The sequence below is a fragment of the Pseudomonas sp. ESBL9 genome (assembly GCF_036668715.1).
GTDB lineage: Bacteria > Pseudomonadota > Gammaproteobacteria > Pseudomonadales > Pseudomonadaceae > Aquipseudomonas > Aquipseudomonas lundensis.
Map to the genome: position 1 here is coordinate 111,790 of NZ_JAZEVV010000003.1, position 15,079 is coordinate 126,868.

The following is a 15,079-nucleotide window of genomic DNA, read 5'->3' on the forward strand; positions in this document are numbered from 1 at the left end:
GGTTCTTGTTAGTAGCTGTTTATCATTACCAGTCGCTTCAACGGAAAGTTTGTGTCTGAATGTTGCTGTAACGATTAACCCGTAGTAAACAATCGATCTGAACGATTCACGAAACACACTAAACACCCATTCAGCGTTTTTCGGGGCAGGTCTCGGCGCTAGGATCTGTTCCCGTTTCAAGGCAAGCCACGTCGCGGCTGCCATGAAACGCAGACAGCCCCAGGCTTGCCGCCTTATTTTCACTTCGCTTGAGACCGTTCATGACCGCTGCTACAACCTTGCATTACATCTACGACCCCCTGTGCGGATGGTGCTACGGCGCCAAGCCGTTGATTGACGCTGCCCGCGAGATTGTGCCGGTGGTCGCCCACAGCGGCGGCATGATGACTGGCAGTCATCGCCGCCCGGTGTCCACACAGTTGCGTGACTATGTAATGCCCCATGACAAACGCATTGCCGAGTACACCGGACAGGCGTTTGGCGACGCGTATTTCGAAGGTTTGTTGCGTGACACCCGCGCGGTGTTCGACTCGGCGCCGCCGACCACTGCGATTTTGGCCGCCGAGCAACTGGCCGGGCGCGGCCTTGAACTGCTGGGGCGTTTGCAGACGGCCCACTATGTAGAAGGGCGCCGGATTGCAGACGAAGACGTACTGATGGCCGTGGCGGCGGAAATGGGCCTGGAAGTGGACGCGTTTCTAACGGCTTATGACGCGTGCAACGGCGAAGTGACGCACGCGCACTTCAAGGCCAGTCGCCGGCTATTGGCCGATGTCGGCGGGCAGGGTTTCCCGACCCTGGTGCTAGAGCGGGCGGGGCAGTACCACGTCGTGGATGTGAGCCCCTGGCTGGGCAAGCCGCAGGCCTTTGCCCACTGGCTGCGACAACAAGACGCTGAGGGCGCCAAAGACCCCTCCAACCCTGCGCCAGCCTGCGGCCTGAACGGGTGTGCAGAGCCCTGAACGCGTTGATCCCCATTGATCGCGCGACATTCGAAGGCCCTAGAAGTTTCATCAAATTGACACCCGGATGTAACGACGGCTAGGATTCCTGCCAACGCCTGTGGCTATAAGCCATACACCAACTCTTCGAAAGGCCTGCATTGCGTCTTCGTGCGGGCCTTTTTGTTTTTGTGAAGCAACCACCACTCAATGTTTCAGCTTGAAACCCACAGCGCGCCTTTATCCAGCAATAAGGAAAATAATATGTTGAACAAACGGATAGGTCTTCTCGCGTTGGGCGTACTCAGTGCTACCCAGGCCATGGCTAACGATCAAGCTGACGCAAAAGGTTTTGTAGAAGACAGCCATCTGAATGTGCTGGCGCGTAACGCCTACATCAGCCGTGACTACAAAAACGGTGTAGACCGCAAAGCCGAGTGGGGCCAAGGCTTCCTGGGCACGTTCACCTCCGGCTTCACCCAGGGCACCGTGGGTGTGGGTGTGGACGCTTTCGGCATTTACGCCCTTCGTCTGGGCAGCGAGGGTAACCTCAGCGGCGCGGGCGGTATCGACTTCTTCAAGGTGGGCGATAGCGGCAAAGCGGCCAAAGACATCGCCAAAGCGGGCGCTGCGGTGAAATTCCGTGTGTCCAACACCGTGCTCAAGTACGGCGACCAAATGCCTGCTCTGCCGGTGCTGATGTACGACAACTCGCGACTGATGCCAGAAAGCTTCACCGGCACCTTACTGACCTCCAAAGAAATCGACGGTCTGGAAATCAACGTCGGTCGCTTCACTGCCGAGTCGCGTAAAAGCGCTGACGCCCGTGACAGCGGCGACCTGAAAAGCATCAACGTGTTCGGCGGCAGCTACAAGTTCACCGACAACTTCTCCGCCTCGTTGTACGCCTCCGACATGGAAGACGTGCTGCGCAAGCAATACCTGGGCATGACGTACGTGCTGCCGCTGCAAGACAAACAGTCGCTGACGTTTGACTTCAACGGCTACCGCACGCACGTCAACTCCGATTACGCGCGCGATGTGCTGGAAGTCGACGGTCAGGACAACAAAATCTGGAGCCTGGCGACCACCTACGCATTTGGCGCTCACTCGTTGATCCTGGCGTACCAGCAAAGCACCGGTGAAATCGGCTACCCGTACGGCGGCTATCGCAATGCGGGCGGCGTGGGCGACGGCGGCAACACCATCTTGCTGGCCAACTCCTACTGGTCCGACTTCAACGCCAAGGACGAACGTTCGTGGCAAGCGGGTTATGGCTTCGACTTCGGCGCCGTGGGCATTCCGGGTCTGACCTACAACATCGCTTACGTTCGCGGCAGCAACATCGACGACGGTTCCGACCGTGGCCGTGGCACCGAGCGCGAAATCTACAACCAGGCCAAGTACGTTGTACAAAGCGGCCCGGTCAAAGACCTGAGCGTGCGTGTACGCGGTTCGTGGTTGCGCGTGTCGAACAACGCCGACAAGTACAACAAAGAAGGTAACGAGCTGCGCGTCTTCGTTGATTACCCGATCAACGTGTTCTGATGCCGTCGGCCTGACCAACAGGCGCAACAGCTGAACGAAAAACGCCCCGAGCCGGATCACCGGTCGGGGCGTTTTGCTGTTCAGGGCTGGCAGGTAATCGGTTGATCGCGCCACCGGCGCCAGGCCTGTTCCAGGCCGCTGCCGTGGCGGGCGCCGGGTACGACAACCGCTTGCAGACAGCGCGCAGTGCCCAAGGCGTCACGGTAACGGGCGAGCAATTGCGGCGGCACGATGCGGTCATCGCTGCCCACAAAATGCCGCTGCACGATCTGCGTCAAGCGCTGGCGCCTGTCCAGGGGGTCCAGCGATCCGGTCAGCGGGCTGAGCTGTTGCAGCGTCACCCACTGGCGCGGGCTGAGATTGCCGGCCAGGGTCTGCACTTGCGCAACATCCTCGCGCTGGCTGGCCAGCAGCAATGCCAGCGCGGCGCCGCCTGAATAGCCCACCAACTCAAACGCCTGATTGCCCAGCCGTGCCTTGATCTGATCCAGCGCCTGATCGAGGCTCGACAGCACCTCGGGGCTGAAACGTCGGTCCGTCCACATCACCGGCGTGCAGGCGCGGGCGCTGACAAACTGACACGGCCGGGCCAGATACACACTGGGCACGGGATCGCTGAACGCAAGGCGAGCCATCATCAGGTCGTGAGGGCTGGGGTCCAGGCTGGGCTGGCGCGACGTTGCCCAGGCATGGCCGTCACCTTCCAGGTACACGCGAATGCGCGACGAAACGGGGGCTGACGAAGGCAAGGCCACCATCAGCGGGAAATGTGGGGTGTGGATAACTTCAAGTCGTTGCTGATGGCGTGAAGCCTGTTCCTGCAACGCCTGAAGTGGCGTCTGACAACCGCCGAGCAGGGCGCTGATACACAGCGCCATGCCCCACGGCCAGACACCGACCCGCGAGCGCGGGTTGGGGCCTGAAGGCTTCATCAGAAGTCGTAACGCACTTTGGCCGAGAACGTATCGGCGTCGAAACCTGATTTGCCGACATAGTCGTAATTCAGGCCCAGTGTCACGGCACCCAGACGGTAATCGGCACCGATACCGGCTTCGTAGCTGTTACGCACAGCGCCAGCGCCGCTGGTGACGAACGGCGTGTTGCCGAGGGTGAAGGTCGACGTGCTGCTGGCTTCGTCAGCGGCAAAATCGTGGAACGCCATCAACTTGGCCTGTGGCGTGAGGGTGCCCTGACCCAGCGGGTAGCTGGCCGCGACCCGGAACCCTGCGCCCAGTTCGGCCACTTCGTAGCGCTGATCCTTGACCTTCAAGGCAGCCGACGAACCTTTTTCGCGGTAGCCATCGATGTCCACCAGGCTGTAGCGCGCAGCGATGCGTGGCTCGATCAGCAGGTCGGGCGTGATGTGGTAGGTGTAACCGCCCACCAGGTTCACGCCGAACAGGTTGCTGTCGTAGTCGGCCTTGGCTTTGGTGTTACCGATGTTGCGCTGGCTGTCGTTGTCGTTCATGCCGTACGTCAGCGCAGCGTCAACGAAGTAATTGCCTTGCTCAAAACCGCCGTACAGCGTGAATGCGTGGCTGTCGACTTCAGTCTTGCTGCCCGCCTTGCCATTCACATCGGTGTTCAGGTAGCTGTACGCCAGACCCAGCGTCAGTTGATCGTTGAGCTTGCCGTCCGCACCGACCGCGATCCCGCGGCTGTACGCATTAAACCCGGCCACGCCATCGCGCATGTCCTGGTTGGCATCGCTGTACAGGGTTTGCACCCAGACGCCGGTTTCCTTGAGCGTGTCGCCCGAAGACAGGCCGCGTCCGCCGCCGGTACGGTTGCCCGTCACGTTGCTGATCAGGGTCTGGCTGGTGGTCGCCGCTTGGGTTGCGCCGCCGTTCACGTCAGGCGCCAGTTGTTCCGCCAGCTTTTTCAGCGCTTCAGGGTTATTGGACGCGTTGACGTAGTGCTGGAACAGCGGGTCTTGCGGGCTCAGCATGGCCAATTGGCGAGTGACTTCGGTGAACGCGGCGCCCGCTTGTTGCGCATTGTGCGAGCCGCCGATGTCAGCGATGACATTGCCCACTTCCGCCGCGCCTTTGGCAGTGACCTTGCTCACAATCTGGTTGTTCTCGACCACGTAGCTGTCGACATTCAGCAGCGACGAACTGCTGGTGACGGTCAACCCGTTGTCTTGCAGGTCATTGGCTTGCACCAGCGTGTAGGTGGTGCCATCGGTACGGAAATCATTGCCTTTGGCGGCCAGCTGGATCTGCGAACCTTTGCCGAATTCAGCCGTACCACTGACCGCCAGTACTGGGCGGCGGGCATCGGTGGCAGCGCTCAGGTTCAGCCCCAGCGACGAATTGCCAGCAACGTACAGGTTGCCGTCCAGCGTGGTGTGAGGCAGGCCGAGGTCCAGGTGCGCGGGCGACGAGGCGCTGCCGACATCCACCCAGCCATTATTTTTCATGCGGATGTTGGCGCCGTCAGCCGTGGTGTCGGTGCCCGTGAACGCAGCGTTGCCGGTCACTTCGATCATGCTCAGATCGATCAGGTTGCCGGTGGTCTTGCTGCCGTCAGCCAGTGTCAGGTACACGCGGCCGTCGCTTTCCGACGCATCTACCGCTTCGTCCTGGGACAAGAGGGTGCCGTTGTTGACAACCTTCAGCGCGCCGCCCTGATTGATGCCATCGATATCAAAACCGCCGATCACAATGGCGGCGTCTTGGGTCTGAATCAGGCCGTTGTTAACGATATGCGCTTGCTCGCTGGCAAAGCTGACGCCGTCGGCGCGAATGCCTTCGGCATCTTCGCCCATGGCAATGATGGTGCCGTTGTTCTCGATCCCGCGTACATCGGCGCGGTCGTTGACATTACTCACGCCGTTCCAGCGCTCGGAGCTGGTCACATCAACGGCGGTGCTGCCGGCACCGGTCACTTGAATCAGGCCGTTGTTGATGAATCGGCCGTCCAGCTGGCCGCCTTCCATTTGAAAGGCTTTGGCATCGGTGCCTTCAGCAATGATCTTGCCCGAGGCAGTGTTTTTGACGTCGCCCTTGATGTGCGTCGAGCCCGAAATGTACAGGGCGCGCGAAACATCGCGGTAATCCTCGCCTACGTCCGGGTCACCTTTGGCGCTCAGCAGACCCTCGTTGATCACGTCACCACCCACGACGGCAGGATCGACCAGCCACGCGGTGGCGCCGTTGCCTTGGGAAGTAACACTGCCTTTATTGATCAGGTTGCCGCCGACCGTGTTGTTGGCCCACATCACGTCGCCGTTCGACGGGTTGGGGTTGTACCAACTGTCCATGTCGATACCGCCACCCGAGCTATTGCTTGAAGTAATCGTGGCGTTGAAGACCAGGTCTTTGGCGAAGTCCGAACCCAGGATATGAAGCGCGTCCACACCCTCTTGGGTGTGATTCATCGACCCGGTGATTTCGACGTTTTCGCTGAACTGCTGGCGTTCGAGGGTCAGGCCGGCATCGGTCAGTTGCAGCGTTTGCGCATGAACAGGCAGGGCACAGGTCGTGATGGCGAGAGCAAGCAGGCTTTTACGGAATAGAACAGGGGACACAAATTCTTCCTTAAACATCGGCTGATAATCCAGGCGCTTCCATGCATGTGCTTTTTAAAGCGAATGATGGCCAAGCGCCACACACAAAAGCGCGGCGATCTTAAAGGAGATGATGGCTAATTAACACTGTTGAGTGATGGCAATCATTCACTACGGGACATGACGGGCAGGGCGCTGCGAATCCGTAAGCGGGCTGCTTGCAGGCAACAGGGAATGCCTCGGGTCGCTAGGCAGGGAAGGCCGTACGATGGGGGTTTTTCAGCACACACAAAAAAGGCCTACCTTGCGGTGAGCCTCTTTCGGTGTTTCGTATGCAGTTAGGCCGGTTTCCCAGCACTGATTGCATGGACTGCGCCTAAACAGTCGTGAGGAGTGACATCCTCCTGCTGATGGGTCACTGGGAATCGGTTCCACCCGTCCACGATCAGTCTCCGCTCGTCAAGTTGCATACTGGTATAGAAGACTGAGTACAATCCCTGCACGTATCTTTTTTCTTCGACCTTTTGCAGCTACGTGAAGCGGGCTGATCATTTAGGAAGTCTTTGATGTCACTCAATCCCCACACCCTTGAAGACCTGCCCTCGCTGGTTGAATCTGTCGAGCTCGAATGCAAGCTCGCTCAGGGGCAGGATGGGAAGGGAGAGTTGCCTAAGGATTTCTGGTTGACCTACTCTGCTTTTGCTAACACTCAGGGTGGGGTGGTACTGCTTGGCGTGCGCGAAAAGGATGGGCAGTTCAGCGTTGCAGGCCTATCAAATATCGAGAAAGTCCGTACTGACCTGTTCAATACCCTCAACAATCCGGCCAAGGTCAGTGTCAATCTGCTGACTGACCGGGAGGTGGTCGTCAGAGAGCTGGAGGGAAAACAGGTACTTGAAGTGAAAATTCCGGCGGCGTCACGTAAGCAGAAGCCGGTATTTCTCAATGGTCAGCCCCTAGGTAACACTTATCGTCGATTACATGAGGGGGATCGGCGCTGTTCTGAGGAAGATGTGCGCCGCATGTTCGCAGAGCAAGTGGAGGACTGTCGGGATGAGCGGATTTTGCCGAATTACGACTTCGCGGACATTGACCCGGACAGTCTGCGTATCTACCGCCAGATGCTTAGCGACATAAAGCCAGGCCATCCGGCGCTGGAGCACCAAGGGATTGAGTTTCTCCGACAGATAGGAGGTTGGCGTAAGGACCGCGCGAACGGAGTCGAAGGGCTGACTCTGGCAGGTTTACTCATGTTCGGACGCTGGCTCTCAATCCAGGAGAGTGTTCCTCATTACTTTGTGGACTATCAGGAACGGCCCCACGCTAAAACAGAACTACGGTGGGTGGATAGACTCGTGCCTGATGGAACGTGGTCAGGAAATCTGTTTGATTTCTACCGGCGGGTTTATCGCAAGTTGGTTGAGGACCTAAAAGTACCCTTCGCTCTCAAAGGTGATCAGCGCCAAGATGACACTCCGGTACATGAGGCTTTGCGCGAGGCTTTGGTTAATACCTTGGTCCATGCCGACTATACCGGGCGGGTTTCTGTGTTAGTCGTGAAGCGTCCTGACTTGTTTGGCTTTCGCAATCCAGGCGGCTTACGTTTACCCCTTGAGCAGGTGTTGCAAGGTGGCATCAGCGATTGCCGTAACAGGCTAATGCACCAAATGTTCCTTCTTATCGGCCTTGGCGAGCGTGGTGGTTCTGGGGTTCCAAAAATCTACAGCGGATGGCGCAGCCAGCATTGGCGACCGCCGGCCCTTTATGAAAAGCCCGAGCCCGAGCAAACCCTTCTTGAGCTTCGCATGTTGGACTTGCTCCCAGAGGGGGTGGTGGAGCAGCTACGAGAGCGATTTGGTGTTCGTTTCGAGAGCTTGGAACACACTGCCAGGTTGATCTTGGCCACGGCCGCGATTGAGCGGGTGGTCAGTCATAATCGTCTCCTTGAGATTTGTGATACTCATGCTCATGACTTGAGCCAACTGCTTGCGCGTTTGGTGCGCGAGGGATTCCTTGTGCCTGACGGGCGCTCACGAGGCATGATTTATCACCTGCCAGGTGAACAACTGCCAACGCCGGAGCAAGTGTTCGCAGGTCCGGTGCAGAGCTCCGAACATTACGCCAGCAGCTCCGAACATAACGGTACTAGCTCCGAACATAACGGTACTAGCTCCGAACATAAGGCCGAGCTGGATATGCAGCGAAACGATGATGGCTGTGTATTGAGCGATAACATTGACGCGCCCCTAATCGATGCTTTGGACAGGCTTGATGCAGAATTTCGAGAAAAGCTTGAAATACTGGCTGAGGAACCGCGCAAGCGAGAGCGCATGCAAAAGGATCGTATGCAACAGGTGATTATCACCCTATGCAAGGGGCACTATCTGACGCTCAACGTTTTGGCTAATTTGGTGAAGCGCAGTCCAGATGCCCTCCGTCAGCAGTACCTGAATGGAATGGTAAAAAGCAGGCAGATTCAGTTGGCTTTTCCGACTAAGCCGACTCATGAAAAGCAGGCGTACAAAGCGCACGCAGGTGGGCAGGATGAGGAGTAGGCTAACGGCCTATTCCCTCCGGCGCTGGCCGTGTGTCCGGGATTTCTCAGGTTGCGCGCTACTGGCTGAACTCGCTCCAGCGGGAGACATGCAGTTCGCAGGTACGTAAAAAACCGCAACAACAGCCTGCCTCGCGCCAAGTACTGCATAAGGTCATATGTATCAAGGCAGACCACTGGGTAATTGCCAAACGATACAAGTCCTTCGTTTTCATCAGGCTTTGCATACCTGAGCCGCGACGGTTTTCGGCCATTGGGTTGGACTAAAAGGGAGAGGCCGTCGCCGCCGAAAAACATGTAGGCGCGGTCAATGGGTTTGGCTGAGCAACAAGCCGAATCGGAGAATGGGGCAGTGGTACGCGACATAAGGGTACTGCTCCCTTTATCGAACGACCTTTCCCTTGTCTGTATCCTTAGCGCGGCTGATATCCATAAGATTTTTGGCGGAGTCCGGCGGAACGCCAAAACGAAAAAACCCGCCAGAAGGCGGGTTTTTCGGGGGTTTCAGAGACTTTGCTAGCTGTCTGTGGAACCTTGTGTGGTGCCGGCACCAAGAGTCGAACTCGGGACCTACTGATTACAAGTCAGTTGCTCTACCAACTGAGCTATACCGGCGTTATGGGCGACGAGTATACCGGGATGTTTTGGCTTGTAAACCCCTGATATCAGACTATTTTCACAGTCTCTGCCGCAACGCTGGCGCCATCGGGGTTGTGGAGGTTTTCCAGGCTGTCGAATGACTCGCAAAGATCAGCCGATTTGGGCATTACGCGTGGGCAAACCCCAGTTCAAACAACGTTCCGCTGTCGTCGCTGCTGACGCGGACTTGGCCGTCGTGCAGGTGCATGATCGAGCGCACGATCGCCAACCCCAGGCCGCCCGAGTCCCCCGGTTCCGCTCGCGACGGGTCGATCCGGTAGAAACGGTCGAACAATTTGTTCAAGTGCTGCGGATCAATCGTTGGCCCGGTGTTGTGAACGCCGATCCAGCAGTACCCCGATTCATCTCGTCGTAGCAAGCTGACCGTCGACCCCGGCTCGGCATGGCGCACGGCATTGGCCAGCAGGTTGCTCAGGGCCCGTTGCAGCAAGTGCAGATCCGCTGTCAGCGTCCCGTGGAGCTGGTTGTCCAGGCGCAGTTGACGGTCTTCGGCCAGGGCGTCGAAGTAATCACACAGCTCTTGGCCCACGTCCTGCAGGTTCACGGGGTGCAGGTGCAGCGGGCGCTGGCCGTGTTCGGCGCGGGCGAGGAACATCAGGTTTTCGGCCATGCGGTTCAGGCGTTCGTATTCTTCGATGTTCGAGGCCAGCACGTCCTGATATTCGGCCGGGCTGCGCGATTGGTTCAGCGCCAGGCTGTTGCTGCCCAGCAGGTTGTGCAGCGGGGTGCGGATTTCATGGGCCAGATCGGCCGAAAATTGGGACAGCCGCTCAAAGCTGTCTTCAAGCCGCGCCAGCATGGCGTTGAGTGCCTGCACAGGTTCTTTGAGTTCGGTGGGCACGTTATCCACAGGCATGCGCTGGTCGAGGCTGCGCGGGTTGATGCCGCGCATGGCCTGCGCCAGTGTGTGCAAAGGTTTCAGGCCGCGACGCAACAACAGGCCGCCCAAGGCGAAGGCCAGCAGCGTGCCCAGCCCGATGGCGACGTACAGGTTCAGGCGATAGCGGGCGAGGATGTGTTCGCGCTCTTCGAGGCGTTTACCGACCATCACGCTCAAGGTCTCGCCGGCTGGCCCCTGCGCCATGCCCGCCAGCAGCACGGTCGCATCCCGGGTCTGGATGTCGGCCCGTTGCGGCGCGCGGTCTTTGGCGATGGGTGGCAGCGTGGGCAGGGCTTGTTGATGCGGGTTGATGGCGATGAGCTGCCCGCCATCCTGACGGTTGACCAGCAGCACGCTGTCCTGATTGCCCAGCATGTTCTGGTACAGGCGCGGGCGGGCTTGCAGGGCTTCGAGGCTGTCACTGTCGTGGAGCAAGGCGCGCATCTGTTCAAGTCGTCCGAGCAGCGCCTGATCGTCTCGCAGGGCCAGCTCCGAGGCCAACGAGCGATACAGAAACACCCCGATTACGCTCAGTACCAGTGCGCAGGTCAAGGCAATCGCCAGCGCCAGACGCCAGGCGATGGATTTACTCATCGGGCGCTTCCAGTTGATAACCGACGCCGCGCACGGTGTGGATAAGTTTCGGCATGTAGGGGTCGTCGACCTTGGAACGCAGACGGCGCACGGCGACTTCGACCATGTTGGTGTCGCTGTCGAAGTTGAGGTTCCAGACCTGCGAAGCGATCAGGGTGCGTGACAGCACTTCGCCCTGTCGGCTGGCCAGTAAATGCAACAGCGCGAACTCTTTGTTGGTCAGGCTGATGCGCTGGCCGCCCCGGCTGACGCGGCGGCGCAGCACGTCGATTTCAAGGTCGGCGATGGTGTAGGACTCGGCTTCGCGCATCGGGCCACGGCGCAACAGGGTGCGCACCCGCGCCAGCAGTTCTGCGAAGGCGAAGGGCTTGAGCAGGTAGTCGTCGGCGCCCAGTTCCAGGCCGCGTACGCGGTCTTCGATGGCGTCTTTGGCCGTCAGGAACAACACCGGTGTGGCGCCTCGCTGGCGAATCAATTGCAGCAATTGCCAGCCGTTGAGCCCCGGGAGCATCACATCCAGGATGATCAGGTCGTATTCCTGCTGTTCAATGAAGTACCGCCCGTCCAGCCCGTTCAACGCCACATCCACAGCAAAGCCGGATTCTTTCAGGCCCTTGGCCAGAAACTCTGCGGTCTTGGCTTCGTCTTCCACCACTAACAAACGCATCGCACACCTCGATCAATCGTCTGCACAGGCTAGGCGTCTTCGCGGGTGTTGCCTATTACAAACTTGTAATCCAACTGACGGGGTTCTGACGAACAGCGCCGGGTAAGGTGGCGTCATTCATTCAGGAGCAAGCCCAATGATGCTGAAAACCCTGCTGTCAGGCGCTGCCATGATCGTCGCCATCAACGCTCAAGCCGCCCCTGCATTGCCCAGGCATGCGGAGCTGGATCTGACCACGGCGCGGCAACTGGCCGATGCCACCCTCGCGCACTGTACCGGTGCTTTTAGCGTGTTGGACCGGGGTGGCAACGCACTGGTGACCATGCGACCTGAAAGCGTCGGGCCGCACAATTTATTGGCCAGCCAGCGCAAAGCCTATACCGCGCTGTCGACCAAAACCCCGACCCGGCTGTTTGCCGAGCGGGCACGCAACAACCCTGAAGCGTCCAACCTCAATTCCATCCCGGAGTTGTTGCTGTTGGGCGGCGGCGTTCCGCTGTTTGCCGGGAGTGAGCTGGTAGGGGCGCTGGGCGTGGCCGGTGCCGGTGGGGCTGAGCAGGATGAAGCCTGTGCCGTCAACGCCGCGCAAGCCGTCGGCCTGACGATTGCGCGTTAATTGTTATTAATTGGAGGATGACCGATGAAATCTATACGTATGACGATGGCCGCTTTGAGCCTCAGCGCGGTGTCCAGCCTGGCATTGGCCGCAGGCAACCCATTGAGCGTGCATGTGTTGAACCTCGAAAACGGCTTGCCGTCGCCGGGTGTCAACGTGACGCTGGAGCAACACGTTGGTGAGAACTGGCAGCCGCTGGCGCAGGGCGTGACCAACGAACAAGGACGCATCAGCGAGCTGTTCCCGGCCAAAAAGGCCCTGGAAACCGGCGAATACCGCGTGGTGTTCAAAACCGGCGACTACTTCAAGAAGGCCGGGCGCGACACGTTCTTCCCGGAGATTCCGGTGATTTTCGACGTGAAAAACGTCGATCAGCACTACCACATCCCGCTGCTGCTGAGCCCGTACGGCTTCTCGACCTATCGCGGTTCCTAGGCCTTGCAGCACTAAAGGCAGGTCCCCTGCTGGCGTCAGTTATCCACAGCGCTGCGCCAGCAGCATCAGGTTACGCGGGGTCAGGTGACGGTCGCAGAATGCGCCCAGTTGCACGTCGTAGCCGTTTTCACTCAGGTACAGTGCGCGATCCAGCACCAGCCACAGCTCCAGCGGACGCCGGAATAAGCCGCGCACCAGTTCCAGGTTGCGCACCTGCGCCAGCCGCTGCCACCCCGCCGCTTCCAGCGCTGCCCAGTCTTCGGTGCCGGTTGTGGATAAGTGCTTCAGCGCCGCCAAGTCCTCGCAATAGTCCGCAAACGGCTTGTTTAGCCACGTGCTCGGTAACGACGGTGTGGATAAGTAGTCGTCACACTGCCGCGCCTGCCGCTGCCATACATCAAACCCCAACCGCCGCGTCATCGATTCATCGCGCTGGCGGCGAACGCGGCTGCCTGCGGTGACGGTCTCGCTCATGGGCAGGCTCAAGTCTTCCCGGCTCAGCGACAAGCCCGAGGCACGGGCGGCTGTGGATAACGGCTGATAGGTCGGGGTGCTGATGCGGTTGTAACAACACGGCGAGAGTGCCAGTTGTCCACAGCCGGCGGCGCTCGCCAGTTGCAGTAGCCGGACGTGCAGATCGCCACAGGCATGCAGCGCGACCGGGGTCATGTCGGCCGTCAACTGCGCGGCGGCCTCGGCTGCGAGCACGTCTTGTTGCACGTGCCGGGCGTTGAGGCGGTGACGCTGGCTGAGCAATTGACCGGATTCAATCAGCGCCGGGTCGTATTCCAGGCACGTCAATCGCTGCCCGGAGCTGAGCAGGCGGCGCCCCAAATGGCCTTTGCCCGCGCACCAGTCCAGCCAATGAGTGGGCGGGGTCTGAAACGTCAGGCACTGAGCGAAGGCGTCGATCTGCTGCCATTTACGCCCCGGCACGTCGACTTGCAAACGCGGTAGCGCCGGCATGAACCCTTGCGTCGGCAAGGCCGACACGGCGCTCAAGGCACGCGACATCGCCGCCAGCGCCGGAAACGGTGCAGGGGCGGGCAGATGATGCGGTTGGTTGTGGCTGTCTTCGGCGTCCTGTAACGAACGCTGGCGCAACCACTGCGCCAGTTCGGGGTGTTGCGCTTCCCACGGCATAGTCAACTGCGTGAATGGCCGCGGGCGCCACAGGTGTTGATGCTGGTTGAGCCAGCGGTCCAGCGCCTGGAAGCGGGTGAGCAATGACGCTCCCCGCAACACGTCGGCCTTATCGGCCCTGGCAGGCATCGACGCGCAACCAGCGCTCCAGCAGCTTGAAGCCCTGAATCAGCACAAACGACATGACCAGATAGATGACACCGGCAATCAGGAACATGTCCACCGTCTGGTACGTGCGGGCAATGATGGTGCGGGTCATGCCGGTCAGTTCCAGCAGGGTCACGGTACTCGCCAGCGAACTGGCCTTGAGCATCAGGATCACTTCATTGCTGTACGCGGGCAGGCCGATGCGCGCAGCACGCGGCAGCACAATGTGGATCAGGGTCTTGAAGCGCGACATGCCCAGCGCCCGCGCGGCTTCGATTTCACCCGGCGGGATGGCCTGAATGGCGCCCCGCAGGATCTCGGCAATGTACGCCGCCGTGTGCAGGGTCATGGTGATGACCGCGCACCAGAACGGGCTGCGCAGGTACGGCCACAACACGCTGTCGCGCACCGCTTCAAATTGCCCGAGGCCGTAATACACCAGAAACAACTGGATCAACAGCGGCGTGCCGCGGAAGAAAAAGATGTACGCATACGGCAGCGAGCGCACGTACCACAGCCGGGACGAACGGGCGATGCCCAACGGGATGGCGACGATCAGGCCGGCGATCACCGACAGCGCGGTCAGTTCGAGGGTCAGGGTTGCGCCCTGAATCAGCTTGGGCAGCCACTTGATGAAGAGTTCCCAGACCATTACGTTCTCCTCACAAAGCCGCGCGCTGCGCGTTTTTCAAGCACATGCATGGTGCCCATGGCCAGCACGGTCAGGCCCAGGTACATCACGGCGGCCACCATGTAGAAGGTGAACGGGTGTTTGGCGAAGGTCACGGCGTTTTGTGCCTGACGCATGATTTCTTCCAGACCGATCACCGACACCAGCGCGGTGTCTTTCATCAGGATCATGAACAGGTTGCCCAGACCGGGCAGGGCGATCCGCCACATTTGCGGCAATACCAGCCGGGTGAAAATCCGTGGCTTGGTCAGGCCCAGCGCCAGGCCCGCTTCGCGATGGCCTTTGGGGATGGCCAGAATGGCGCCGCGAAACACTTCAGTGGCGTACGCGCCAAAGCACAAGCCCAGCGCGATGACACCCGCCGCGAACGCGCTGAGGGTCAGGTCGGGCATGCCGAGGAACTCGCCCAGCGCGCGCACGGCATTCACGCTGCCGAAATAAATCAGCAACACCCACAAAAGCTCTGGCACACCGCGTACCAGTGTCGAATAAGTGCTGCCCAGCCAGCGAACCGGCTTGTAGGGCGAGGTTTTGGCCAGTGCGCCGAGCAAGCCCAGCACCAGGCCCAGACACAGCGCGGTGAGTGCCAGTTTGACGGTCATCAGCGCGCCAGCGGCAAGCGCAGGGCCGAATCCGTATAAGTCGATAGTCATAAATAGGCAGGCTTTGCTAGGGACCGGCGCCACCTTGCG

General features: G+C 59.6%; 12 protein-coding genes, 1 tRNA gene and 1 pseudogene. 5 read left to right on the forward strand and 9 right to left on the reverse strand.

Annotated features, from left to right (window positions below; all coding sequences use genetic code 11):
* The first annotated feature begins 260 nt into the window (after window positions 1-260).
* Both V6F78_RS10195 and V6F78_RS10200 read left to right on the forward strand, forming a co-directional pair.
* Window positions 261-962: a DsbA family protein gene (locus V6F78_RS10195; protein ID WP_047291733.1), complete on the forward strand. Its 702-nt coding sequence runs from the start codon at window positions 261-263 to the stop codon at window positions 960-962.
* 243 nt (window positions 963-1,205) lie between these two features.
* Entirely contained in the window at window positions 1,206-2,489 is a 1,284-nt protein-coding gene (locus V6F78_RS10200) for an OprD family porin (RefSeq protein WP_047272864.1), read from the forward strand.
* A gap of 80 nt (window positions 2,490-2,569) precedes the next feature.
* Here V6F78_RS10200 and V6F78_RS10205 read toward each other — a convergent pair whose 3' ends face one another.
* Together V6F78_RS10205 and V6F78_RS10210 are read right to left on the reverse strand one after the other, a co-directional pair.
* Window positions 2,570-3,421 carry an alpha/beta hydrolase family protein gene (locus V6F78_RS10205; RefSeq protein ID WP_047279777.1) on the reverse strand — a complete coding sequence of 284 codons (852 nt, stop codon included), beginning with the start codon at window positions 3,419-3,421 and terminating at the stop codon, window positions 2,570-2,572.
* Window positions 3,421-6,021, reverse strand: coding sequence for an autotransporter family protein (locus V6F78_RS10210; RefSeq protein ID WP_332727122.1), 2,601 nt, complete (start codon window positions 6,019-6,021; stop codon window positions 3,421-3,423). The genes V6F78_RS10205 and V6F78_RS10210 overlap by 1 nt, the downstream gene beginning before the upstream one ends.
* Before the next feature lie 545 nt (window positions 6,022-6,566).
* Here V6F78_RS10210 and V6F78_RS10215 point away from each other — a divergent pair.
* Window positions 6,567-8,555, forward strand: coding sequence for an RNA-binding domain-containing protein (locus tag V6F78_RS10215; protein WP_314397921.1), 1,989 nt, complete (start codon window positions 6,567-6,569; stop codon window positions 8,553-8,555).
* A 164-nt stretch (window positions 8,556-8,719) separates the two neighbouring features.
* On the opposite strand, the pseudogene V6F78_RS10220 reads toward V6F78_RS10215, so the two are convergent.
* From V6F78_RS10220 to V6F78_RS10235, 4 genes and pseudogenes are all read right to left on the reverse strand, one after another.
* Window positions 8,720-8,920 (reverse strand): annotated as a pseudogene (locus V6F78_RS10220) (tyrosine-type recombinase/integrase); the annotation flags it as partial.
* A gap of 173 nt (window positions 8,921-9,093) precedes the next feature.
* Window positions 9,094-9,169 (reverse strand) — tRNA-Thr (locus V6F78_RS10225).
* Between the two features lie 151 nt (window positions 9,170-9,320).
* The gene (locus V6F78_RS10230) at window positions 9,321-10,688 is read right to left on the reverse strand and encodes a heavy metal sensor histidine kinase (protein WP_070415259.1); all 1,368 of its coding nucleotides are present in this window, start codon (window positions 10,686-10,688) and stop codon (window positions 9,321-9,323) included.
* On the reverse strand, window positions 10,681-11,355 hold the full coding sequence (locus V6F78_RS10235) for a heavy metal response regulator transcription factor (RefSeq protein ID WP_047291729.1): 675 nt from the start codon (window positions 11,353-11,355) through the stop codon (window positions 10,681-10,683). Before V6F78_RS10235 ends, V6F78_RS10230 begins: the two co-directional genes overlap by 8 nt.
* Before the next feature lie 136 nt (window positions 11,356-11,491).
* On the opposite strand from V6F78_RS10235, the gene V6F78_RS10240 reads away from it, so the two are divergent.
* Together V6F78_RS10240 and uraH are read left to right on the forward strand one after the other, a co-directional pair.
* On the forward strand, window positions 11,492-11,971 hold the full coding sequence (locus V6F78_RS10240) for a GlcG/HbpS family heme-binding protein (protein WP_048376979.1): 480 nt from the start codon (window positions 11,492-11,494) through the stop codon (window positions 11,969-11,971).
* Between the two features lie 24 nt (window positions 11,972-11,995).
* The gene (uraH, locus tag V6F78_RS10245) at window positions 11,996-12,406 is read left to right on the forward strand and encodes a hydroxyisourate hydrolase (protein ID WP_047291726.1); all 411 of its coding nucleotides are present in this window, start codon (window positions 11,996-11,998) and stop codon (window positions 12,404-12,406) included.
* A 39-nt stretch (window positions 12,407-12,445) separates the two neighbouring features.
* On the opposite strand, the gene V6F78_RS10250 is transcribed toward uraH, so the two are convergent.
* From V6F78_RS10250 to V6F78_RS10260, 3 genes are read right to left on the reverse strand one after another with little or no spacing between them, the layout of a single operon-like run.
* The gene (locus V6F78_RS10250) at window positions 12,446-13,678 is read right to left on the reverse strand and encodes a methyltransferase (protein ID WP_332727128.1); all 1,233 of its coding nucleotides are present in this window, start codon (window positions 13,676-13,678) and stop codon (window positions 12,446-12,448) included.
* Entirely contained in the window at window positions 13,659-14,348 is a 690-nt protein-coding gene (locus V6F78_RS10255; RefSeq protein WP_047272879.1) for an ABC transporter permease, read from the reverse strand. The genes V6F78_RS10250 and V6F78_RS10255 overlap by 20 nt, the downstream gene beginning before the upstream one ends.
* Window positions 14,348-15,040: an ABC transporter permease gene (locus V6F78_RS10260; protein WP_047281905.1), complete on the reverse strand. Its 693-nt coding sequence runs from the start codon at window positions 15,038-15,040 to the stop codon at window positions 14,348-14,350. Before V6F78_RS10260 ends, V6F78_RS10255 begins: the two co-directional genes overlap by 1 nt.
* Between the last annotated feature and the right edge of the window lie 39 nt (window positions 15,041-15,079).